This is a genomic window from Pseudomonas sp. PAMC 25886 (assembly GCF_000242655.1).
Classification (GTDB): Bacteria; Pseudomonadota; Gammaproteobacteria; order Pseudomonadales; family Pseudomonadaceae; genus Aquipseudomonas.
This window is the reverse complement of the sequence record NZ_AHHC01000060.1, coordinates 1-21,685: the sequence shown is the minus strand read 5'-3', so window position 1 is coordinate 21,685 and position 21,685 is coordinate 1. Positions and strand designations below refer to the sequence as shown.

The following is a 21,685-nucleotide window of genomic DNA, read 5'->3' as shown; positions in this document are numbered from 1 at the left end:
AAGTTGCTGGCGGCTTCCCTGACCGGGAGCCGGCAGCTTCTGCTCGCCTGACATTTACCTCTGGAATTCCCCTCATGAGTAATCGCGCTTTAGGTACCCCGATCAAACTGGGGCACCACACCCTGAAAAACCGCATCGTCCTGCCGCCGCTCACGCGCCAGCGAAGCGCCCAGCCCGGCGACATCGCCACAGACTTGATGGCCGTCTATTACCGCCAGCGTGCCACGGCCGGCTTCATGGTCAGCGAGGGCACGCAGATCGAGCCCCGCGGCCAGGGTTATGCCTGGACCCCGGGCATCTACACCCCGGCGCAGATCGACGGCTGGCGCACAGTGACCGATGCGGTGCATGCCGAAGGCGGGGTGATCTTCGCCCAGCTTTGGCACGTGGGCCGCGTGTCCCATCCCGACCTGCAACCCGACGGCGCAGCCCCGGTCGCGCCTTCGGCGATTCAGCCGCAGCAAGTCAAGGCGTTCATTGAAACCGGGCCGGGCGCCGGCGAGTTGGTACAGCCGCCACAGCCTCGCGCGTTGGCGACCGCTGAGGTCAAGGAACTGGTGGGGCTTTACGCCCAGGCTGCAAGAAATGCATTGGCCGCCGGGTTTGATGGCGTGGAAATTCATTCGGCCAACGGCTACCTGGTCAACCAGTTCATCTCGGCGCATTCCAACCAGCGCGACGATGAGTACGGCGGCTCGCTGCACAATCGCCTGCGGTTCCTGCGGGAAATCGTCGAGGCGGTGGCCGACGTGGTCGGCCCGGAACGCCTGGGTGTGCGTTTTGCGCCATTGTTCAGCGGCACCGATCAGGACCGGGTCTACATCGGGCTGGTTGAGGAAGACCCGCATCACACCTACATCGAGGCGATCAAAGTGCTCGAAGCCGCCGGCATTGCCTACGTGTCCATTGCCGAGGCCGACTGGGACAACGCCCCGGAACTGCCCGAGTCGTTCCGCCGCGCGGTGCGCGACACCTTCACCGGTCGCATCATCTACGCCGGCCGCTACACCGCAGAGCGCGGCGTGCGGCTGGTCGAGGCGGGGCTGGCAGACCTGATTGCGTTTGGTCGGCCGTACATTGCCAACCCCGACTTGCCCCAGCGCCTTCTCAACGGTTGGCCACTGAACCCGTTGAATGCTGCCGGCCTGTATGGCGGTACTGAAGTGGGCTTCACCGATTACCCGGTGTACGCCGGGTAATTAATCGCTTACTCGATCGGGTACTTGCGGAACGCCGGATGCTGCTCGGCGAGTGCCGCGTGGCGCTGCAAGTGGGGGAACGCCTCGGCCTTGACCACGTCCGCGATCTTGAGCTGGCTGAACGACCAGGCGACCGCCACCGTCAGGCTCGCCTGGTTCAGTGGCGCCTCGCTGTCGCGCTCGGCCACCCGCGCTTCCAATAGCGAATAAGCCGCCAGCAGTTGCCCGGTCACGCGGTCGATCCACGGCTGATGCAGCTTTTCGGCGGGTCGCAGGTGATGCTCGTAAACGATCTGCACGGTTTTTTCGCACGCGGCCAGCGCCAGGCCGATCACCTGCAGATCCTTGGCAAGCGCTGCTGCCTGTGAGGGCAACAGCTTGCTGCCGGCCGGTGCCAGGGCTTCCAGGTAGTCGAGGATCAGGCCCGAATCCATCAGCACCGTCCCGTCGTCGAGCACCAGCGTCGGCGCCTTGACCACCGGGTTGATCCTGGAAAACTCTTCGAAGGTGCTGAACACCGACAGTGCCTGGTGTTCAAACGCGGCACCGTACAGTTCCAGGGAAATGGCCACGCGGCGCACGTAGGGCGAGTCCAGCATACCGACCAGTTTCATGAAGCCTCCATTTACCGCAGTGTTAAATTCGGTTTACTTTATCCGGCGGATTTCCCCCGTGATATCGATCTTTTTTATCATCAAAGGTTAGCCAGGCTTACATGAATGCGTTTCCGCCGTTGACCGCACTGCGCAGTTTCGAAGCCACTTCCAGGCTGGGAAGCGTAACCCTGGCCGCCAAGGAGTTACACGTCACCCATTCGGCCATCAGCCAGCAGATCAAGGCCCTGGAGGAGATGGTCGGGCTCAGCTTGTTTGTGCGCGAAGGCCGCGGGCTGCGCGTCAGCGAGGATGGCCGCCTGTATGCGTTGCAAATTCGCCAGGCGCTGGCCGACATCGAGCACGCCACACGGACGATCCAGGCCCAGCCGAAAATCGGCGAGCTGGTGGTTGCCGTCATCCCATCATTTGCCCGCGCCTGGTTGATTCCGAGGCTGCCGGCGTTTCAGCGGCTATATCCCGACATCAACATCCGCCTGCAAGCCAGCCTGACGGTTTCCAACCTGCATCAGGAGTCGGTGGACATCGGTATTCGCATGGGTAAAGGCGATTGGGACGGCGTGGAGCAGAAGCTACTGTTTCATGACGAACTGGTGGTCGTCGCGGCACCGCACTTCAATGGCGGACAACTGCCGCGCACGCCCACGCAGATTATCGAAAGCCGGATTATTCACAGCACCGAATCGTGGTTGCCCTGGTGCCAGGCGGCCGGTGTGGAGGTGGCTGTCGAGCGCCATGGCCTGTGCAGCAACGATTCGAATCTGGTGCTGGAGGCCGTGCGGCTGGGGCAGGGCATTGCGCTGGATCGGCGCAGCCTGGTGCAGGACGCCATGAGGCGCGGGGAGTTGGTGCAGTTGAGCGAGATCACTGCACCGTACCCTTATCCGTATTGGCTGGTGTGGCCGCCACGGGAGCGTTCGGCGAATAAACAGCGGGCGTTTTCCGAGTGGTTGTTCGCCGAGGCGCAAACGTATCAGGCGCTCCTGAAAAGTCAGGCGTGATCCGGGCCGATCTTTCAATCCACCCGCAACACAATCTTGCCGATATGATCACCACCTTCCATCCGCGCATGGGCCTGCGCGGCGTCGGTGTAGGCGTACACCTTGTCGATCATCGGCAGGCAACGCCCGGCCGACAACACTGGCCACACGTGTTTGCGCAACTGCGCGGCAATCGCGGCTTTTTCTTCCCGGGTGCGGGAGCGCAACAGCGAGCCGGTGACGATTGCGCGTTTGCCGAGGATCGCCAGCAGGTCGATGTCCTTGGCGCGGGCACCGCCGAGGAAACCCAGCATCACCAGTCGACCTTCCATGGCCAGGGCGCTGATGTTGTCGTTCAGGTAGGAGCCACCCATGATGTCGAGGATCACGTCGACGCCCTTGCCCGCGGTTTTGTCAGCGATGACCTCGGCGAAATGCTGTTCACGGTAGTTGATCGGTTCGGCGCCCAGCTCACGGATGGCCGCGCATTTTTCTGCACTGCCGGCGGTGGCGAACGCTTCGATACCCAACTCGCGGCAGAGCATCAGCGCGGTGGTGCCGATGCCGCTGGTGCCGCCATGGATCAATACGCGCTGGCCTTTGTGCGCGCCGCCGATGCCAAACAGGTTGGCCCACACGGTGAAGAAGGTTTCCGGGATCGCTGCTGCCTGAATCCACTCCATGCCGGCGGGAATCGGCAAGGTCTGGCTGGCGGGCACTGCGCAGTACTGCGCATAACCGCCGCCATTGGTCAGGGCGCACACCTTGTCGCCCACTGCGTACTCGCTGACGCCTTCGCCCAGCGCGACCACCACACCGGCCACTTCCAGCCCGGGGATCGGGCTCATGCCGGGTTTCATCGGGTAGGTGCCGGCGCGTTGCAGGGCGTCCGGGCGATTGACGCCGGCGGCGTGTACGCGGATCAGCACTTCGCCGGGGCCGGCAACGGGCATGGGTTCCTGGCGAGGCTTCAGAACCTCGGGGCCGCCGGGGGTGGTGATTTCGATCAGGGTCATTTCGTGGGGCAAAGTCATTTGAGTGCACCTGTAGCAATGAACGTATGGGTTGGGACCGCGCCCAGTGACGGGCGGTTCAGCACGTTGGCGATCCTGAGGATTTTCTCTGGTGCCCAGCATATCCCTGATAAGTGATGCAATAATGCTGCGATTACACGTCACGATGATGCATAAATGCATCACAGGGGGAAGCCATGAACTGGGATGACGCGCGGGTGTTCCTCGCGGTGTGCCGCGAGTCCACATTACGGGGGGCCGCGCGGGTGCTGGGTGTGGATCAGGCCACGGTAGGGCGGCGGGTCAACGCCCTGGAAAAGTCCTTGAACGCGACGTTGTTCCTGCGCACCTCCGAAGGTTATGCGCTGACGGCCGTGGGTGAAGCCGCCTTGCAATCGGTGGAGAACATGGAGCGCTCTGCGCTGGACCTGGAGCGTCAGGTGCTGGGCCTGGACGACCGCCTGACGGGCACCGTGCGGGTGACCACCACCGATTCCCTGGCCATCGACTTCTTGATCCCGGCCATCGCCCGGCTGCACGACGCGCACCCGGACGTGCGCGTGCAGATGGATGCTTCGACCCAGTTCCTTAACCTGGCCAAACGCGAAGCCGACATCGCTGTGCGCAACACCCGCCCCGACAACCCGGACCTGATCGCCCGGCGCATCGCGCGCTGGCCGGTGGGGTTGTTTGCATCGCAGGGCTATCTCGACCGCCACGGCGAGCCGGAACCGGGCAGCCTGTTCGAGGGCCACGACCTGGTGGTCTATCAGCCGCATCTGCACAGTCAAAAAGACCTGACCCTGGTTTCCGAACCGTTGGGGCGCGGGCGCATTGTCGCGGCTTTGAGTTCCAGCCTACTGGTGCGCCGGTCCATTGCCGCCGGGCTCGGCATCGGTGAAATTCCGCTGATTTCCGGTGAGCGGGACGGGCTGGTACGTCTGTGGCCGGACCGCACGCGGCCGTTGCCCTACGATGTGTGGCTGGTGACCCATGCCGACTTGCGCCATACCGCGCGGGTGCGGGTGGTGATCGACGAGATCGTCGCCGGGTTTGCCGGCACGGGCGAGTGAGGTGTCAGGTCAGCACATCGCTGCAATTTCCGCGGCGTCCGTGGCCGCACAATCGGCGCAGGTTCCGGCCTGAAAAGGCCGGTGTAAGTCACGGGCACAGGTCGCTTATGAACGCATCACAACGGGATGAACGGGCACGGGATTTCGGGCTGCTGTTTTTGCGGGTCAGCGGGGGATTGTTCCTGCTGTGGGTCCATGGCCTGCCCAAATTGCTGGACTATGGCGAACAGTTGAAGGTGATCGAGGATCCCTTTCACGTGGGGGCGAGCGTGACACTGTTGCTGGCGATCTTCGCTGAAGTACTCTGCCCGCTGTTGATTGTTGCCGGGGTGCTGGTGCGCCTGGCGTGCTTGCCGATTCTGGCCGTACTGCTGGTGGCGTTGCTGGTGGTGCATCCCGAGTGGTCGTTATTTGAGGGGCAGTTTGGCTGGCTGTTGTTGATCCTGTTTACCAGCATTCTGATCGCAGGGCCGGGGCGTCTGGTGCTCAGCCAGCGTGTTGGCTGAATAAAAAAAGGCCGGGCAAGCCCGGCCAAAATAAGGAGAGGGGGGGCCAGCTGCTTCAGCGGCTCAGGAATGCCAGCAGGTCTTCGTTCAACTGCTGGGTGTGAGTGGCAGCGAAGCCGTGTGGCGCATCCTTGTAAACCTTCAGCTCAGCGCCCTTGATCATCTCGGCAGCCACCTTGCCGGTGGTTTCGAACGGTACGATCTGGTCGCCATCGCCGTGGATGACCAGGGTCGGCACGTCGATCCTGGCCATGTCCGGGCGGAAGTCGGTTTCCGAGAACACGGTGACGCAATCCACGGTGGACTTGAGCGAGGCGAGCAGGGCGATCTGCAAGGTCTGGGTCAGTACGCCGTCGGAGACTTTCTGCCCCTTGTTGATGCCATAGAACGGGGTGTTGAAGTCCGAGATGAACTGCGCGCGGTCCTTCAGCAGGCCGACCTTGATGCCATCGAACACCGCCGTGGGAACGCCTTGCGGGTAGTCGGCTTTCTGGCCGAACAGTGGCGTCACTGCCCCCAGCAACACCAGGCCGGCCACGCGCGCGCTGCCATGGCGTGCAATATAGCGGGCGACGTCGCCACCGCCCATGGAGAAGCCCACCAGGGTCACGTCTTGCAGGTCCAGGTGGTTGATCAGTTCGGCAATATCGTCGGCGAAGGTGTCGTAGTCGTTACCGGTCCAGGGTTGGTCCGACCGGCCAAACCCGCGGCGGTCAAACGCCAGGGTGCGGTAGCCGCGGCTGCTCAGGTATTCCATCTGGTATTCCCACATGTCGGCGTCCAGCGGCCAGCCGTGGCTGAACAGCACGGGCTTACCGCTGCCCCAGTCCTTGAAGTAGATTTCGGTACCGTCTTTGGTGAGGAAGGTGCTCATGGAAACTCCTTGAGTGCGCGCCTGATCGGCATGCATGGGTGGGGATCAAAGACAAAGGCTGACTATTGCCGAAAAGCCCGGGGCGAGCTTGTACGGGTGTGCTTGGTTGGGTTTACCAACTGAACTTGAGTTCGACCCCCAGGTAATTGCTGTCATGCCCGCCCGCATCCCGCAGCGTCTGGCCGACCGCGTAGTGCACGGCCTCGACGGCGCCGGTGAGGTTGGAGGTAAACCCATAGTCGGTGCGGACTTGCGCATAGGCGCCGGTCCAGCGCTCACCCTGGCCTGCGGTTCCCGCAACCGGCAGGTTTGGCTGAGTGTAGACCGCGTCCGCGGTGGTTTGCCGCCAGAGCAGGCCGACGGCAGTCTGCATGCTCAGCTTGGGGATGGGCTTGACGGTGATCGACGGTTTGACGTGAATCAGGTTGCTGTAGCCCGTATAACCCGCCAGGGAAAAGTAGTAACCATTGGGAAACAGCGGGTTGAACGTGCCGACTGTGCCGTCCCCGGCGTGGCGATCGCCCGAGGCAATATCCATTTGCAGCCCCAGGCGCGGTGCCCAGGCCAGGTTGTCGAAGGTGTAGCCCACGCGGCTGCCGCCGCCCCAGGCGCGAATATCCTTGTGGCCCACCGAGCCCCCTTGCAGCATGGCTTCAATGTCCCAGTCGAAGCCCAGGGCCGCGCCGCCCAGCCGCGCGTCGAACAGCTGGCGTTTCTCATCGCCGTCGCCGTCCAGGTAGTGGGCATCGCTGCGTTCATACACCCCGTAATAGGCTGACAGCTCATTCTTGCCCCCCACCAGTCGCTCGACCCGCAGCATGTGAAACTGCGCGTCAGCGTTGGATTTATCGTCGAAGTGCCGCTCATCCTGGTACTGCACCGGGTGGCTGGCGATCCCGATAATACGCCAGTTCGAGGTTTCCCAGTCGGCCCACAGCGCATCAAAGGACTGGCGCACATTCGGCCCGTCCCGTGACGAGATGAAGCGCTGCAAGTCGAAGGCAAAGTCTTGCCGGCCGATGCGCCCCTTGAACGTGCCGGCACGGAAGGTGTTGATGTACTCGGCAAAGGCCAGGCGCAGGTCGACACGGTTCTGGTCGGCGCCACCGATTGAGGTTTTGTCATAGGCCCGCGCGTCCTCCAGCTGGGTGAACACCCGCCAGTTTTCGTTCAGGTGCAGGTCGGCATGCACCTGGAACCGCTGGATCAGGTACCGGTCGCGGGCCACGTTCTTCACACCGAAACCGCCGGCGTCGTTCATCTCGAAGCGCTCCCGCAAGGTCGCACCCAGGGACAGGTAAGTGAACGGGTTCGCATCGGACAGCGAGATGTACTTGAGGTTATCCAGCGGCTGCGTACGCAGCGCCGGGTCTTTGAGCACCGACCAGTCTTCCTGCCAGCGGTTGGCTTTGATCGTCGGGCGCGTCGGTTGATCGTTGGCGTGGACGCCGGCGGCCAGCAGCGGCCACAGCACCGCGAGGCCCCAGCCTGTGCCGCGGATCATTTTGCCCCGCTGAGCTGGTGAATCTCCGCGACGTAACCGCCCGGGAATTCCACCAGCGCGCTGCGCCGGCCCTTACTGTCAAACGCCGGGACCAGCACCTTGGCACCGGAGCCAGTGGCTTTGCCCAGGGTGTCGGTCAGGTCGGCCACCTGATAGCCGGTGGTTTCATGGCCGAAGGGGTAGGGCAGTTGGCCGTTGGTGACCAGCACCGCCATGCGTCCGAACGGCGACTCGATGTCGACACGGCGGTAGTTGCCACTGGCTTGCCCGATATCCACGGCGGGCGCGTGCTTGTCATCCGTCAGGACCTTGCCGTGGGAAAATCCGAGGAACGCCTTGATAAAGGTGTCGGCGCGATCACCCGAGACATATACCCGGTTTTCCGGAACCGTCTGGAACGCCGCATAGTCCGGCGTTTTGGTGTGCCAATAGAGCTGCATATTCACGCCCCCCGGCCATTGAATCACCGCATCACGGCCGATAGGGTCGGGAAAATCACTGACGATCACTGCCGCGCCGTTTTCCCGGGCGGCCTTCAGGGCAACGTCCATGTCCTTGACCAGGTAGCCGTTACGCTCCTGACCAAATGGATGCGGGACAGGCGTGGTGAAGCCGAACAATGACACGGTACCCGCCGGCGTCTGTAGCAGTTGCGAGGTAGTACTGCTGGGCACTGGCAGGACATTCACCACCACCTGGGGCGTGCTTTTGCCACCGAACGTGGCGAGAAAACTCTGGGCAAAGCGGTCCACGTCGGCCGGGGCGACATAGACGTGGCTGGTGTCGTATTGCGGTGCCACGGCCACATTCGGGGTTGCGGCAAACGCATTGCCCGTCATCTGTGCGGCCAACAGCGTCAAGGCCAGGGATATCGTCGTCACTTTCTTGCACATGCCCACTCTCCAGCACTTTTCAGCGTGATCGAAAAGTCGCCAGCTTAGGGGCCTGTCTGTCGGGCGGATTGTATGGACGTGCTCGGTTGAACGGTTCAGCGTCTATGCGGGTCCACTGATTTCAACGTCTGAACACACAGGTGAACGAAATGGCCAAGACTTACAGCTACGCCGCTCGTGACTCCAAGGATTCACTCAAACCCTTCACATTCGAACGTCGCGCCCCCGGGGCCGATGACGTGCAGATGGACATCCTCTACTGCGGCGTCTGCCACTCGGACCTGCACACCGTACGCAACGAATGGAATAACACCCTGTACCCGTCGGTGCCGGGCCATGAAATCGTTGGCCGGGTGACCGCAGTGGGCGCCAACGTGAGCAAATTCAAGGTAGGCGACCTCGCCGGTGTCGGCTGCATGGTCGACAGCTGCCAGCAGTGCGAATCCTGCGCCGAGGGCGAGGAGCAATACTGCGAAAACGGTTTCACCGGCACCTACAACGGCCCGGCGTTTGGCGGCGAAAACACCTTCGGCGGCTACTCCGACAATATTGTGGTCAAGGAGAAGTTCGTCCTGCGCATCTCCCATGACGAGAGCAACCTCGCGGCAGTCGCGCCCTTGCTGTGCGCCGGCATCACCACTTATTCGCCGCTGCATCACTGGAACGTCGGGCCGGGCAAGCGCGTCGGCGTCGTTGGCCTGGGTGGCCTGGGGCATATGGCGGTGAAAATCGCCCACGCCATGGGCGCCTACGTGGTGCTGTTCACCACCTCGCCGAACAAGCGCGAAGACGGCCTGCGCCTGGGCGCTGATGAAGTGGTGGTGTCGAAGAACCCGGATGAAATGGCCAAGGTCGCCAACTCCCTGGACTTCATCCTCAACACTGTGGCCGCGTCCCACAACCTGGATGCGTTCCTCAACCTGCTCAAGCGCGACGGCACCATGACCCTGGTGGGCGCGCCGGACAGCCCGCACCCGTCACCGACGGTATTCAACCTGATCTTCAAGCGCCGCAGCCTGGCCGGGTCGTTGATCGGTGGCATCCAGGAAACCCAGGACATGCTGGATTTCTGCGCCAAACACGGGATTGTCTCGGACATCGAAATGATCGACATCCAGAACATCAATGAAGCCTACGAGCGCATGCTCAAGGGCGATGTGAAGTATCGGTTCGTGATCGACATCGACAGCCTGAAGAAAGAAAAACACGCGGCCTGAGGTACGCTCGATAAGTTGCAGCAGATTCAGTGTGGGAGCTGGCTTGCCTGCGATGGCGATGTATCAGTCGATATCATTGTTGACTGACACTCCGTTATCGCAGGCAAGCCAGCTCCCACATTTTTGTATGCGTTGATCAGGCCGACAGGTGCTCATACAAAATCGTCGCACCCACCAGCATCAACACCACGCCGCCGACCATCTCGGCGCGCTTGCCCACCACCGTGCCCAGCACCCGGCCGAGCATCATGCCGAGGGTCACCATGGTCATCGTCGCCACACCGATAGCCGCGGCGGCCACCAGGATATTCACGTCGACAAACGCCAGGCCCACGCCCACGGCCAGGGCATCAATGCTGGTGGCAAACGCCGTCACGGCAAGGATCATGAAGGAGTGCTGGCTCGGTTTCTCTTCCTCTGGATCATCGGCCTTCAAACCGTTGTAGATCATGTGCAGGCCCAGGCCGACCAGCAGGGTGAAGGCGATCCAGTGGTCCCAGTTTTGCACCCAGCGGGTAGCGGCCTGGCCGATGGCCCAGCCGATAATCGGGGTGATGGCTTCAATCACACCAAAGATCAGGCCGGCCCGCAGGGCTTCGGTCAAGCGTGGTTTGTGCAGGCTGGAGCCTTTGCCGATGGCCGCCGCAAAGGCGTCCGTGGACATGGCAAGGGCAAGAAGGATCAGGGAAATGGGGTTCACGGCAAGATTTCCAGTCGGGCTATATGAGTCAACGACACAACCACACGCCCGACTTCAGGCATGGATGTGTCGCTGGTCTCACCAACCAAAATGGTGTTCGCACCACGGCATGTTGCCGAGAATGTTGATACGAACGCTTCGAGAATCCGAAGCAGGCTACTCCCCAACGAGGTGGCGGATCATAGCCTTGGCCATATGAAAATTTTGTTAACGGATGATCACGGGTGCTCCAGATGGCACCGCACCTGCTGGCTCATGCCCCCCGTCAACCGCTGCGGCCGCTCACACCCTTTGGTGCGCCTCGGGCAGCGGTCGAGAAAGAAACACCCGGCCGGCAATACGCGGTTCCCCGGCAGCTCCGTTGGCGCGCTGACGTAAGCATCATCCAGTGCCACCCCGAGCTTGGGCACCGCTTCCAATAACAACTGGGTATACGGATGCTTCGGCTGCTCCAGTACCTGCTCGGCACACCCCAGTTCCACAATCTGCCCCAGGTACATCACCGCCACCCGGTCGGCCATGTGCCGCACCACCGAGACGTTGTGGGAGATCAGGATGTAGGTCAGCCCCAGCCGGCGTTGCAGCTCGGCCAGCAGGTTGAGGATTTGCGCCTGCACCGAGATGTCCAGCGCCGAGGTGGGTTCGTCCAGCACCAGGATGCTCGGGTTGGAGGCAAGTGCGCGGGCGATGGCGATGCGTTGCCGTTGGCCACCGGAGAACTGGTGCGGGTAGCGGTCCAGGTATTCGGCGCGGATGCCCACTTGGGCGGCGACTCTGGCGGCGATGGTGCGCATTTCGCTCTTGGGCGTGTCACCGAGGGCGAACAGCGGTTCGGTGATGATTTTCCAGATGGGCAGCCGTGGGTCGAGGGACGATTGCGGGTCCTGGAACACGATCTGCACGTGGCGGTGCCGTTCCCGGGCGCTTTCGTAGACCCAGTCGACTTCGCCGTCGCTGGGCTTGACCAGGCCCATCAACAGTTGGGCGAGGGTGCTTTTGCCGCAGCCGGATTCGCCGACAATGCCCAGGGTTTCCCCACGGCGCACTTGCAGGTCGATGCCATTGAGGGCATGGGCGTAACCGCGCGGGCGACCCAGCCAGTCGGTTTTTACCGGGAACTTGACCCGTACATCTCGCAGGGCCAGCAGTGAATCCTGGGACACTGTCATTGCACCGACTCCCCGGCAGTCAGCCAGCACGCGCTTTTGCGGGTGCCGACAGGGTTGATCAGATCCAGGCGCGGGCGCTCGATGCATTGGCTCATGGCCTGTGGGCAACGTTCGCGGAAGGTGCAGCCTGAGGGCAGGGCGGCGAGGTTGGGCACCTGGCCGGGGATGGTCAGCAGGTCGTCACCGGGTTTCACCTGTTCCGGCAAACCGCTGAGCAGGCCCTGGGTGTAGGGGTGGCGCGGGTCGCTCATGACCTGGGCGGTGGGGCCTTCTTCCACCACGGCGCCGGTGTACATCACGTACACCCGGTCGCAGAACTGCGAGACCACGGCCATGTCGTGGGTGATCAGCAAAATCGCGGTGCCGCGTTCCCGGGCTTTTTCCCGCAGCAGCAACAGCACCTGGCGTTGCACGGTGACGTCGAGGGCAGTGGTGGGTTCGTCGGCGATCAGCAACTGCGGGTCGCAGGAAAACGCCAGGGCGATCATCACCCGCTGGCGCATGCCGCCGGAGAGTTCGAAGGGGTAGCTGTCGAGCACCTGTTCGGGGTCGGCGATGTGCATGTCCCGCAGCAGGGCGATGGCCTTGGCGCGGGCGTCGGCCTTGCTCAGGCGCTGGTGGTGGATGATCACGTCGAGCATCTGCCGGCCGATGCGCCGGGTCGGGTTCAACGCGGTCATCGGCTCCTGGAAGATCATTGCCGCGTCACGCCCGCGAATCTGCAACAGCTCTTTCTCGCTGGCAGCCAGCATGTCGCGGCCCAGCATCTGCAAGCTGCCGGCGGTGATGCGGTAACTGCGCTCCGGCAGCAGGCGCAGGCTGAGCATCGCGGTCACGGATTTGCCGGAGCCGGACTCACCTACCACGCCGACGACTTCGCCGGGGTTGACGTGCAAGGACACGCCGTTGAGCGCCTGCACATTGTTACGGTAAGCCGGAAATTCCAGGCTCAGGTTGTCGATGGCAAGGACTGCCGAACTGGACATGGTCATTTCCCCTGTTGCCGTGGGTCGAGCAGGTCACGAACACCGTCACCCAGCAGGTTGAAACCGGTGGCGGTGACCAGGATCGCCAGCCCCGGAAAGGTCGAGTACCACCAGTTGTCGAGGATGAAATTGCGCCCGGTGGCAACCATCGCCCCCCATTCGGCGGTGGGCTGTTGCGCACCGAGGCCGATGAAACCCAGGGCCGAGGCCATCAGGATCGCGCTGCCGATGTCCAGGCTCAGTTGCACCAGCAACGGTGGCATCGCATTGCGGCCCACGTGCCATGACACGATGTGCCAGCGCCCGGCGCCGAAGGTCTGGGACGCCTTGACGTAGCCCATCTGCCGAATGCTCAGGGCCTGGCCGCGGGCCAGGCGCACGTAGAACGGAATGCGCACCACGGTGATCGCCAGCATCGCGTTGAACAGACTCGGGCCCAGTGCCGCGGCCAGGGCCATGATCAGCACCAGGGACGGCACCGACAGCATGATGTCCATCAGGCGCATGATCAGGCTGTCGAACCGCCCGCCGATAATCCCCGACAGGCAGCCCAACAGGCCACCCACGAGGCAGGATGAAAACGCCACGAACAGGCCGACGCCCACCGATTGGCGGCTGCCGTACAGCACCCGGCTGAACAGGTCGCGGCCGACTTCATCGGTGCCAAACCAGTGTTCAGCCGACGGCTCGGCGAGACGTTGGGCCAGGTTCAGGGCGTTGGGGTCATGGCTGGCCAGCCAGGGGGCGAACGCCATGCAGATCAGCACGATCAGGGTGATGGTCAGGCCGGCAATGGTCAGCGGGCTGCGGCGTATTTGATACCCCAGGTATTCCAGTCGCGCGCGCCAGGTGGGGCGCTGCTCCAGGGGCACCGGTACGGGCATGGTCACGGGAGCGGTCATCTCAATTCACCTCGCCGATGCGCGGGTCGACCACGCGGTAGAGCAGGTCGATCAGCATGTTGAGCAGTACATAAATAAACGACACCAGGATCGCAAAGCCCATCACTGCCGGGAAGTCCAGGGACTGGATCGACTTGACCACATAGGCGCCCATGCCCGGCCAGGCGAACACGGTTTCGGTGAGCACCGCGCCGTAGAGCAGGTCGCCGAGGGTCAGGCCGAGCACGGTGATCGACGGGATCAGCGCGTTGGGCAAGGCGTGGCGCAGGATGACGGCCCAGCGCGACAAACCATAGGCGCGGGCGGTGCGGATGTAGTCTTCGCCCAACTGGTCGAGCATCGCCGAGCGGATCTGCCGGGCGACCACGCCGAGGTTGACGAAACCCAGGGTCACGGCGGGCAGGATCAGGTGCTCCAGCGCATTCAGGAACAGCGGGATATCGCCGGCCAGCAGTGAGTCGATCAGGTAGAACCCGGTGATCGTGCGCGGGGGTTCGAGGCCTTCATCCAGCCGACCGCTGCCGGGCAGCCAGCCGAGTTGGCCGTAGAACAACACGATCAAACCCAGGCCGAGCCAGAAGGCCGGGGTGGAAATACCGGTGACCGCCAGCGTTCGGGCGATCTGGTCGATGGCGCGGTTGTGATACACCGCTGACAGCACGCCCAGCGGCACGCCCACCAGCACCGAGAGCAGCAGGGCGGCCACCGCCAGTTCGAGGGTCGCGGGGAAGAAGGCTTTCAGGTCTTCCAGCACCGGGCGGCTGGTGCGGATCGAGGTGCCGAGGTCGCCGTGGAGCAGGTCGCTCATGTAGCGGCCATATTGCTGGTACAGCGGCAGGTCGAGGCCGAGTTGATGGCGGATGTTCTCGACAATGGCGTCGCTGGCCCGGTCGCCGGCAATCAGGCGCGCCGGGTCACCCGGGATCAGGTGGGAGATGCAGAAAGTAATCAGCGAAACGCCGACGACGACCAAAATCAGGCCGAACAGGCGTTTGCGCAACATATTCAGGAAGGCCATGGGTACCTCATTGTGGCGAGGGGGCTTGTCCCCCGTTGGGCTGCGAAGCAGCCCCCAGCAAGATCAGTGCATTTTCCCGGCCAATAACCCGGTGGCGAACTTAGGGCTGCTGCGCAGCCCAACGGGGGACAAGCCCCCTCGCCACAACAGCGGTCGTACCACAGGGTGTATTGGCGCCGGAGCGGTATTTACTTGCTGATCTCAGCCACGTTAAACACCTGCTCCAGCATCGGATGGAACACATAACCCTTCACCGAATCACGCATCGGCAAGGTGTAGTTCTTCTGGTACAGGTAGGCGTACACGCTGTCCTTGAGCACGATCTTCTGTGCTTCCTGGTACAGCTCGGTGCGCTTGGCCGTGTCGTTGTTGGCCGCGGCATCGCGGATCAGCTTGTCCACCACCGGGTTGCTGTAGAACGAACGGTTGCCCGGCAGACCTTGCAGGGAGGAGTCGAACCAGAAGTTCATGTACATGTAGGGGTCGGAGAAGTCCGGCGCCCACGAGCCGATCGACACGTCGAAGTCACCCTTGCCCAGGCGCTCGCGCATGGTGGCGTTGGCCAGTTTTTCCATCTTCAGGTTGATCCCCAGCGGCGCCAGGCTGGCTTGCAGGGTCAGGCCGATGGATTCCCAGTCAGGGTCCTTGTCGGAGTACATGTAGTTCAGGTTGGTGATTTTTTGCGGGAGTTTCTTCAGGTTGGCACCGGCACCGTCCAGGTCCTGTTTCATCATGGGCAGGCTCGGGTCGTTGGCCCACATGCCGGCGGGAATCGGCCCGTTCATCAGCTTGGCCTGGCCCTTGAGGATGCCGTCGACGATGCCTTTGTAGTCCACCGCATCAACGATCGCCTGGCGGGCGTTCTGGTTGTTCAGCGGGGCTTTCTGGTTGTTCAGGTACAGGTAGGTCACCCGCAGTGACGGGAATTCCTTGATCACCACGTCTTTCTTTTTGGCCAGGTTGGTGAGCTGGTCCTGGGGCATGTCTTCGGCGATGTCCAGGTCACCGCGTTCCAGTTGCAGGCGGCGCACCGAGGCTTCGCTGATGATCTTGATCACCACCTTGTTCAGCGCGGGCTTGGTGCCGGCGTAATAGGTGTTGGGCTCCAGGGTCAGGCTCTGGCCCTTCTGCCAGTTGGTCAGGCGGAACGCACCGGAGCCGGCGGTGTGGGTGGAGAGGTAGGCGTTGACGTCACCCTGTTTCACCACGTCCGGGTTGATGATGCCGGCGCCGTTGTGGGCGAGGGTGTAGAGGAAGGGCGCGTAGGGTTTGGTCAGGGTGAAACGCACGGTCAGCGGGTCGACCACGGTGACCTTCATGTCATCCGGGAACGCGCCGGACGGGCCTTGCTTGAGCTGCATCACGCGGTCGAACGAGAACTTCACCGCATTGGCATCAACGTCGGCGCCGTCATCGAACTTGTTGCCGGGCTTCAGCTTGAAGTCCCACACCAGGCCGTCGGCCGAGGTGGTCCAGCTGTCGGCGAGGTCGCCCTTGACCTCGGTGCTGCCCTTGCCGTTTTCGACTTTGTAGGCCACCAGTTTCTGGTACGCCGGGTACGTCACCGCCCAATCGTTATTGTCGATGGTGACGGCCGGGTCGAGGGTTTGCGGGTCGGCGGCCTTGCCGATCATCAGGGTGTCTTTGGGGGCGGCGGCACTTGCAGATTGCCACGCGCCCAGGCTCAGGGCGGCGCACAGCAGGGAGAGTGCGAGGGTCTTGCGGTTGCTTGGGGTCATGCCGGTTTCCTTGATTATTTAGAGGAAAAAGCGGGTTGGTTTTTTTTTATGAAATCTATAACCGGGCAGTTGGAGCTAAAGGGTGCAGCTAATTATTGTGATGGTACGTTCCCTGGGGTCAGTGCGACTCCTCAATTAATGGGAAAAGTTCGGCATCCGGCAATTCGTAATGCCACCACTCGGTAGCAATCGCCTTGAAGCCAGCACCGAGCATGATCCCCAACAGCAGCAGGCGATTGCGCTGCACCTGTGGGGGCAGGTCGGGGTAGAACTGGTGGGACTTGGGTTCCATGGCATCGAATGCGGTGCCCATGTCCAGCGGGGTACCGTGTTCATCAAGCAGCGTCAGGTCGACGGCCACGCCGCGGGTGTGGTGCGAGCCCAGGCGTGGGTCGCGCACGTAGTCCGGGTTGGGCAGGGCTTGCCATAGCAGTTGCTGGGCGTAGGCGGGGCGGTAGGCGTCGTAGATCAGCAAGGTCATGCCGGCCTGGCGTGCCAGTTGGCTGGCCTTGCGCAGGCAGGCGGCCGCTTCGGTGTGCAGCAGGCAACGGGCGTTGCGGTAGATCACGGTGCCTGCCAGGTTGTCGGCACTGGCGTAGATCAGGTCGACCTGTACCGGGTACTCCGGTGGGGCGATTTCTACCAATGGGCTGGTATTCACTCAAGCATTTCCTTTCAAGGGTCAGGATTCGAACTGGCCGAAGGCCTGTTGCAGGGCGCGGTTTTTCGCCAGGCGGGCATCCAGGCGCTCGCCGTATCGGTCGGCGACGGCAGACACCATCAGGTTGAACAGGCACGTCAGCGGCGCCATAGAGTCCCAGAACTGGCCGACGTCGGTTTTCAGTTGCAGCAGGTCCAGGTCGTAGTCCCGGGCCCAGGGGCATTGCAAGTCGGTGATCAGCGCCAGGGGCAGGCCGTGGGCATTCGCGGTCTCGCAGAACGTGGGCGTGATGCTGGAATAGGCGCGAAAATCGGCGGTAATGGCGTAGGGTTTTTCAAAGCCGGAGTTCAGGGTCTCGGCGTAGATCCCCGACAGGCCGTCGACGTAATAGACCTTGGGCCGAATGTATTCCAAGTGGCTGTGGAACGCATTGAGGATGCCTCGGGTGGACTGGACACCGAGGATAAACACCGCGTCGGCGTCCACGATATGCTGCACGATGTCGGCAAACGCCTGGCTGCGGGCCAGGCCGTAGACGTGCTGGATGGCTTCGATCTCGCGGTTGAGCGAGCGGTCGAGGGCGTCTTCCTGGTCGTTCTCCTGGCGAAAGGCGCCGAGGCGGTCGGTGATCAGCCAGGACGCTTGCGGGTCGCCACGCAGGCCTTGTTTCACATCATCGAGGTTGCGATAGCCCAGGGTGCGCAGAAAACGGCCCACCGAAATCCCGGTGGTGCCGGCTTGCTGGGCGATGCTGTCGGCGGTTTCGAACGGTAGTTGCTGCAGGTTGCCCAGCAGGTAGGTAGCGATGCGCTTGCCGGTGGGGGTCAGCGTCGGGAACTGCTGTTCCAGCGTGCGCTGGAAGCTGTTTTTATCCATGACACTCTCGCGGCTACCGGTCATTGATGTTACTCGAATGTCGTATTTTTAATTTCTGTTAGAAACATAACATCGGCTGTCGCGATAACACAATGGCTTTTTTTCGAGCGGGTACACAGGGGGGGACAAGCGGCGATCAAGGCCGCTGGGGTTTCACCGAAGTACCAAAGGTATTGCCCATGCGCACGCTGGTCGCCGCCGGCGTAGAAAGCCCGATCTGGTTCGGCTTGCGTTTTTCGATGGGCACTTGTTGCGCCTCCTGGTTCTTCTGCGTCGCCTTGGCGGCGTCCGGGTTGTTGCCCATCTGCTGGCTCAGGCAGCCGTAGTCCGGCGCCTTGTAGCCATCCACATTGACCTCGGCGCAGCCACCGGGCTTGCCTTCGGCGTGGGCCGCCAGCGGCAGGGCTGCACACAGCAACAGGCTGGCGAGGGTTGGGAACAGGTTCATCAGTGCCTCCTGGCGGGCCCTGGGAAATGGGCCGGTATGGCGCAAAAGTGTAGTGCAGCGGGCTGCCCGTCACCGTGATGTTTTTTTTGCTGGCACCGTAACATCAGGTTCATAAACTGGCCTCAGGATGACGGTTTTGTAGGCTATGTCGGACGTGTTGCGATGCTGAGCAGGAGCGCTTGGAGGCACGCGGGCTGCTGCCTGGCCCTGCTATGGGGGCTGGCGTCGAGCGTGCGGGCCGACGTGATCCTGGACCTGCCTGCGCAGACGCTGGACAGCGCCCTCCAAGCGTTCAGCCATGCCACCGGCATGGCGGTGCTGGTGGATCGCGAACTGACCCGGGGCCGGCGTTCCATCGGCGTGCATGGCCGCTACAGCGCGCAGCAAGCCCTGAGCCTGCTGCTGACAGGGAGTGGCTTGATGGCGCGATATGCCCGCAGTGATGCGTTCACCCTGCAAGTCCCCGAGGTCAGCCAGCCGGCTGCGACCCGAGGAAGGAAGGCGGCGAACGCGGCACGGATCAACAACAGCTACGCCACGGCCTTGCAGCAGGCGATCGAGCGCAGTTTGTGCCGGTCGCCGCTGACCCGTCCCGGCAGTTTCCGGGCGCTGGTGCAGGTGTGGGTCAACGGTGACGGGGTGATCGAACACAGCCGCCTGGTCAGCTCCACCGGTGACCTGCAGCGTGATGAAGCGCTGGTCCTGGGCCTCGGTTCCACCCGGGTCGAACGCCCGGCGCCGAGTTCACTGCGCTTGCCGGTGACCTTACTTTTGATGCCCGACTCAACAGGAACACGCATGGAATGCACAGCAGGGGAAGGAGTTTCCGGGGCATGAAAGACACCGGCCACAGCACGATGGTCAGCCTGTTCCTGGCGTCCTACGAGGACTTCAAGGTACGCCTGCGCAAGCGCCTCGGGTCAGAAGACCTGGCCAACGACGTGCTGCACGAAACCTACCTGCGGGTCGACCGCATGGACGTGCCGCCGAACCTGGCGCAACCCAATGCGTACCTGTACCGCATGGCCTTGAACATTGCCGCCGACCGTCGCCAGGCAGATGCCCGGTTGCTGACCGGCAGCGAAGTCGAAGAACTGTTGCAGACGGTGGATGAAGCCCAGGACCCGTCGCGGGTGGTGGGCGGCCAGCGCGAAATCCAGTCCCTGCTCAAAGCCCTCTACGAACTGCCGGCGCGGCGGCGCCAGATCCTCATCGCCGCGCGCCTGGAAGAGGCGCCGCACCTGGAAATATCCAAGCGTTTCGGGATTTCCACGCGCATGGTTGAAAAGGAAATCAAGGCCGGGTTGGGGCATTGCGCACAGCGCCTTGAAAGAAAAGTGATCCAGCGGTTCGGTCCCGGGGCCGGAAAACCGTCTTAGTGATTGAGTCCCTGAAAAATCCGTGAGTACCTGCGCGCTTGAACATTTTTAACCTCTCCACTGCCCGGGATACGCCAGACAGCCCCCTGCACAACGAAGCGCGTGACTGGCTGGTGCTGCTGACCTCGGGTCGGGCCACCGTCGCCGATGCGAAGGCCTTGCGCCTGTGGTGCGCCCAGAGCCCGGAACATGCCCGGGCGTTCGAGCAGGCCAAGGTGGTGTGGCAGCACTTGGCACCGGCCGCCGAGCAGTTTTCCCGGCCACGGCATTTTGGGCGCCGCGCGTTTTTGGGCGGCGCGATTGCGGCGTCGGCGGCGGTATTTATGGTGCGGTTTACCGTGCCGGGTGGGTTTGCCGGGTTGACGGCGGATTACCGCACGGAGGTCGGTGAGCAGCGGCGGGTGGAGTTGAATGACGGTGTTCGGCTGGAGCTCAATACTCAGACGCGGATCAGTCGGCGTGATGACGGGATTGAGTTGTTGGAGGGGGAGGTTGAGGTACTGGCCAATGTGGCGATGCCGCTTCGGGTTCAGGCGGGTGGTGGATGGTTGAGTACGGCGCAGGCGCGGTTCAATGTGCGTAATACGGATCACAGTGTGTGTGTGACGTGCATTGACGGCGCGGTGGCGGTGGCGGTGGGTGGGCGTACGGTTCGGCTTGAAAGCGGGCGGCAGGTGACGTATGACGCTGGCGGTGTGGGTGAGCCGGTAGCGGTGGATGCGCAGGCGGTGGTGGCCTGGCGGGAGCAGGTGTTGGTGTTTGATAACGCGACTCTGGCGACGGTGGTGGATGAGATTAATCGCTATCGGCCGGGGATGTTGTTGTTGATGAATGCTGAGTTGGGCAAGAGGCGGGTGCAGGCGCGGTTTAGTTTGCATCAACTGGCGGGGGTGGCGTTGTTGATTCGCGATGCGTATGGGGCCAAGTGTACGGAGTTGCCTGGCGGTGTCGTTTTGTTGAGTTAGATGGGGGTGTATATCCGTTATTTGGGTAACGGCCGCTATGGGTTCCGCTCTTACAGCGGGTCACTTTTGAAAAGCGCAAAAGTAACCAAAACGCTCTGCCCCGCCTGTCGGCGCCTCGCCTAGGCTCGGCGTTCCCTCACTCCGGCATTGCTCCGCGGGCCGCCGCGACGGGGCGTCCCTGCCCCGTCGCGGCTAAACCGGCGTCCTGCCGGTTTACCCGCTCCTCAATCCCTACGTTCGGCCTCGGGCTTATTGGGGCAGTCAGAGCCAGATCAAGATCAAAAGCAAGAGCACAGCGGCCTACAGGCCGGCTTGAGTGGTAGAAGCCAGATCAAAAGCCAAAGCTAAAGCGAAAACCAAATCTGAAACTGATGCAGCTCTGCTTTTCTGTTGGAGCTGGCTTGCCTGCGATGCAGACACCTCGGTTTTTCAGGTACACCCAGTTGATGCCATCGCCGGCAAGCCAGCTCCTACAGTGGATCGTGCTCGCTTTAGATTTTGATCTTGCCTTTGCTTCACACCACTCAAGCCGGCCTGTAGGCCGCTGTGTTCTTGATCTGCTTTTGATCTTGATCTTAGGCGCCCCGTTAAACCACGCTGGCCGAACGCAGGTAGTACGGAGCGGGTAAACCGGCAGGACGCCGGTTTAGCCGCGACGGGGCAGGGACGCCCCGTCGCGGCGGCCCGCGGAGTAATGCCGGAGTGAGGGCACACCGAGCCTAGGCGAGGTGCCGAGTGGTGGGGCAAGAGCGTTTTGCTTACTTTTGCGCTGTTCAAAAGTGAGCCGCTGTAAGAGCGGAACCAATAGCGGCCATCACCCAAACAACGGATATACACACCAAACCCAAAGCTGGCCCAACTCTTGCTCTACCTCCTGTAACCGCACCCTCGACCCCTGTGCGGCGGAGACTCTTATATATGGCAATCACCCCGAATTCGCTCTCAGGCGGCCCCTGCGGCCAAGCCTCA

22 protein-coding genes and 1 riboswitch are annotated in these 21,685 nt (G+C 62.5%); of the genes, 8 read left to right on the top strand and 14 right to left on the bottom strand.

The genetic code is table 11. The annotated features are described in order from the left end of the window. Positions 1-74 precede the first annotated feature (74 nt). Entirely contained in the window at positions 75-1,199 is a 1,125-nt protein-coding gene (locus tag MUM_RS0120525) for an alkene reductase (RefSeq protein ID WP_010173523.1), read from the top strand. A gap of 8 nt (positions 1,200-1,207) precedes the next feature. Here the strand turns inward: MUM_RS0120525 and MUM_RS0120520 are convergent, their stop codons facing one another. Further along, the gene (locus MUM_RS0120520) at positions 1,208-1,813 is read right to left on the bottom strand and encodes a glutathione S-transferase (protein ID WP_010173521.1); all 606 of its coding nucleotides are present in this window, start codon (positions 1,811-1,813) and stop codon (positions 1,208-1,210) included. A 101-nt stretch (positions 1,814-1,914) separates the two neighbouring features. On the opposite strand from MUM_RS0120520, the gene gcvA reads away from it, so the two are divergent. Then, positions 1,915-2,814, top strand: coding sequence for a transcriptional regulator GcvA (gcvA, locus tag MUM_RS0120515; protein ID WP_010173519.1), 900 nt, complete (start codon positions 1,915-1,917; stop codon positions 2,812-2,814). Between the two features lie 14 nt (positions 2,815-2,828). Here the strand turns inward: gcvA and MUM_RS0120510 are convergent, their stop codons facing one another. Beyond that, positions 2,829-3,827 carry an NAD(P)H-quinone oxidoreductase gene (locus tag MUM_RS0120510; protein ID WP_010173517.1) on the bottom strand — a complete coding sequence of 333 codons (999 nt, stop codon included), beginning with the start codon at positions 3,825-3,827 and terminating at the stop codon, positions 2,829-2,831. Positions 3,828-4,003: 176 nt separating this feature from the next. Between MUM_RS0120510 and MUM_RS0120505 the strand changes: the two genes are divergently transcribed. Together MUM_RS0120505 and MUM_RS0120500 are read left to right on the top strand one after the other, a co-directional pair. Next, positions 4,004-4,879 carry a LysR family transcriptional regulator gene (locus MUM_RS0120505; RefSeq protein ID WP_010173515.1) on the top strand — a complete coding sequence of 292 codons (876 nt, stop codon included), beginning with the start codon at positions 4,004-4,006 and terminating at the stop codon, positions 4,877-4,879. 107 nt (positions 4,880-4,986) lie between these two features. Further along, positions 4,987-5,385, top strand: coding sequence for a DoxX family protein (locus tag MUM_RS0120500; protein WP_010173513.1), 399 nt, complete (start codon positions 4,987-4,989; stop codon positions 5,383-5,385). A 55-nt stretch (positions 5,386-5,440) separates the two neighbouring features. Here MUM_RS0120500 and MUM_RS0120495 read toward each other — a convergent pair whose 3' ends face one another. From MUM_RS0120495 to MUM_RS0120485, 3 genes are all read right to left on the bottom strand, one after another. Then, a complete protein-coding gene (locus tag MUM_RS0120495; protein WP_010173511.1) occupies positions 5,441-6,259 on the bottom strand; it encodes an alpha/beta fold hydrolase in 819 nt (272 codons plus the stop codon). Positions 6,260-6,371: 112 nt separating this feature from the next. After that, entirely contained in the window at positions 6,372-7,763 is a 1,392-nt protein-coding gene (locus MUM_RS0120490) for an alginate export family protein (RefSeq protein ID WP_010173509.1), read from the bottom strand. Then, positions 7,760-8,656 carry a glyoxalase gene (locus tag MUM_RS0120485; RefSeq protein ID WP_010173507.1) on the bottom strand — a complete coding sequence of 299 codons (897 nt, stop codon included), beginning with the start codon at positions 8,654-8,656 and terminating at the stop codon, positions 7,760-7,762. Before MUM_RS0120485 ends, MUM_RS0120490 begins: the two co-directional genes overlap by 4 nt. 149 nt (positions 8,657-8,805) lie before the next feature. On the opposite strand from MUM_RS0120485, the gene MUM_RS0120480 reads away from it, so the two are divergent. Beyond that, positions 8,806-9,873 (top strand): NAD(P)-dependent alcohol dehydrogenase, encoded by a 1,068-nt coding sequence (locus tag MUM_RS0120480; RefSeq protein WP_010173505.1) that lies wholly within the window; start codon positions 8,806-8,808, stop codon positions 9,871-9,873. Positions 9,874-10,009: 136 nt separating this feature from the next. Here the strand turns inward: MUM_RS0120480 and mntP are convergent, their stop codons facing one another. From mntP to MUM_RS0120435, 9 genes are all read right to left on the bottom strand, one after another. Further along, positions 10,010-10,573 (bottom strand): manganese efflux pump MntP, encoded by a 564-nt coding sequence (mntP, locus tag MUM_RS0120475; RefSeq protein ID WP_010173503.1) that lies wholly within the window; start codon positions 10,571-10,573, stop codon positions 10,010-10,012. Between the two features lie 5 nt (positions 10,574-10,578). Continuing rightward, positions 10,579-10,751, bottom strand: a riboswitch (yybP-ykoY riboswitch). Between the two features lie 40 nt (positions 10,752-10,791). Beyond that, positions 10,792-11,742 carry an oligopeptide/dipeptide ABC transporter ATP-binding protein gene (locus MUM_RS0120470; protein ID WP_010173501.1) on the bottom strand — a complete coding sequence of 317 codons (951 nt, stop codon included), beginning with the start codon at positions 11,740-11,742 and terminating at the stop codon, positions 10,792-10,794. Next, complete coding sequence (locus MUM_RS0120465) at positions 11,739-12,734, bottom strand: ABC transporter ATP-binding protein (protein WP_010173499.1); 996 nt, start codon at positions 12,732-12,734, stop codon at positions 11,739-11,741. Before MUM_RS0120465 ends, MUM_RS0120470 begins: the two co-directional genes overlap by 4 nt. Further along, positions 12,731-13,630 carry a D,D-dipeptide ABC transporter permease gene (ddpC, locus tag MUM_RS0120460; RefSeq protein ID WP_010173497.1) on the bottom strand — a complete coding sequence of 300 codons (900 nt, stop codon included), beginning with the start codon at positions 13,628-13,630 and terminating at the stop codon, positions 12,731-12,733. Before ddpC ends, MUM_RS0120465 begins: the two co-directional genes overlap by 4 nt. Before the next feature lies 1 nt (position 13,631). Continuing rightward, on the bottom strand, positions 13,632-14,648 hold the full coding sequence (locus tag MUM_RS0120455) for an ABC transporter permease (RefSeq protein ID WP_008431420.1): 1,017 nt from the start codon (positions 14,646-14,648) through the stop codon (positions 13,632-13,634). Positions 14,649-14,836: 188 nt separating this feature from the next. After that, complete coding sequence (locus MUM_RS0120450) at positions 14,837-16,387, bottom strand: ABC transporter substrate-binding protein (protein ID WP_010173493.1); 1,551 nt, start codon at positions 16,385-16,387, stop codon at positions 14,837-14,839. Between the two features lie 118 nt (positions 16,388-16,505). Continuing rightward, positions 16,506-17,048, bottom strand: a complete 543-nt coding sequence (gene ddpX, locus MUM_RS0120445) for a D-alanyl-D-alanine dipeptidase (protein WP_010173491.1) — start codon at positions 17,046-17,048, stop codon at positions 16,506-16,508. Between the two features lie 21 nt (positions 17,049-17,069). Beyond that, positions 17,070-17,924: a MurR/RpiR family transcriptional regulator gene (locus MUM_RS0120440; RefSeq protein WP_010173489.1), complete on the bottom strand. Its 855-nt coding sequence runs from the start codon at positions 17,922-17,924 to the stop codon at positions 17,070-17,072. A gap of 136 nt (positions 17,925-18,060) precedes the next feature. Then, positions 18,061-18,372, bottom strand: a complete 312-nt coding sequence (locus tag MUM_RS0120435; RefSeq protein WP_010173486.1) for a hypothetical protein — start codon at positions 18,370-18,372, stop codon at positions 18,061-18,063. Between the two features lie 162 nt (positions 18,373-18,534). Here MUM_RS0120435 and MUM_RS0120430 point away from each other — a divergent pair, with 162 nt between their 5' ends. From MUM_RS0120430 to MUM_RS0120420, 3 genes are read left to right on the top strand one after another with little or no spacing between them, the layout of a single operon-like run. Beyond that, positions 18,535-19,209, top strand: coding sequence for a secretin and TonB N-terminal domain-containing protein (locus MUM_RS0120430; protein WP_050543216.1), 675 nt, complete (start codon positions 18,535-18,537; stop codon positions 19,207-19,209). Beyond that, positions 19,206-19,751 carry an RNA polymerase sigma factor gene (locus MUM_RS0120425; protein WP_010173483.1) on the top strand — a complete coding sequence of 182 codons (546 nt, stop codon included), beginning with the start codon at positions 19,206-19,208 and terminating at the stop codon, positions 19,749-19,751. The genes MUM_RS0120430 and MUM_RS0120425 overlap by 4 nt, the downstream gene beginning before the upstream one ends. A 38-nt stretch (positions 19,752-19,789) precedes the next feature. Then, positions 19,790-20,716, top strand: coding sequence for a FecR family protein (locus MUM_RS0120420; RefSeq protein ID WP_010173480.1), 927 nt, complete (start codon positions 19,790-19,792; stop codon positions 20,714-20,716). Positions 20,717-21,685: the final 969 nt, after the last annotated feature.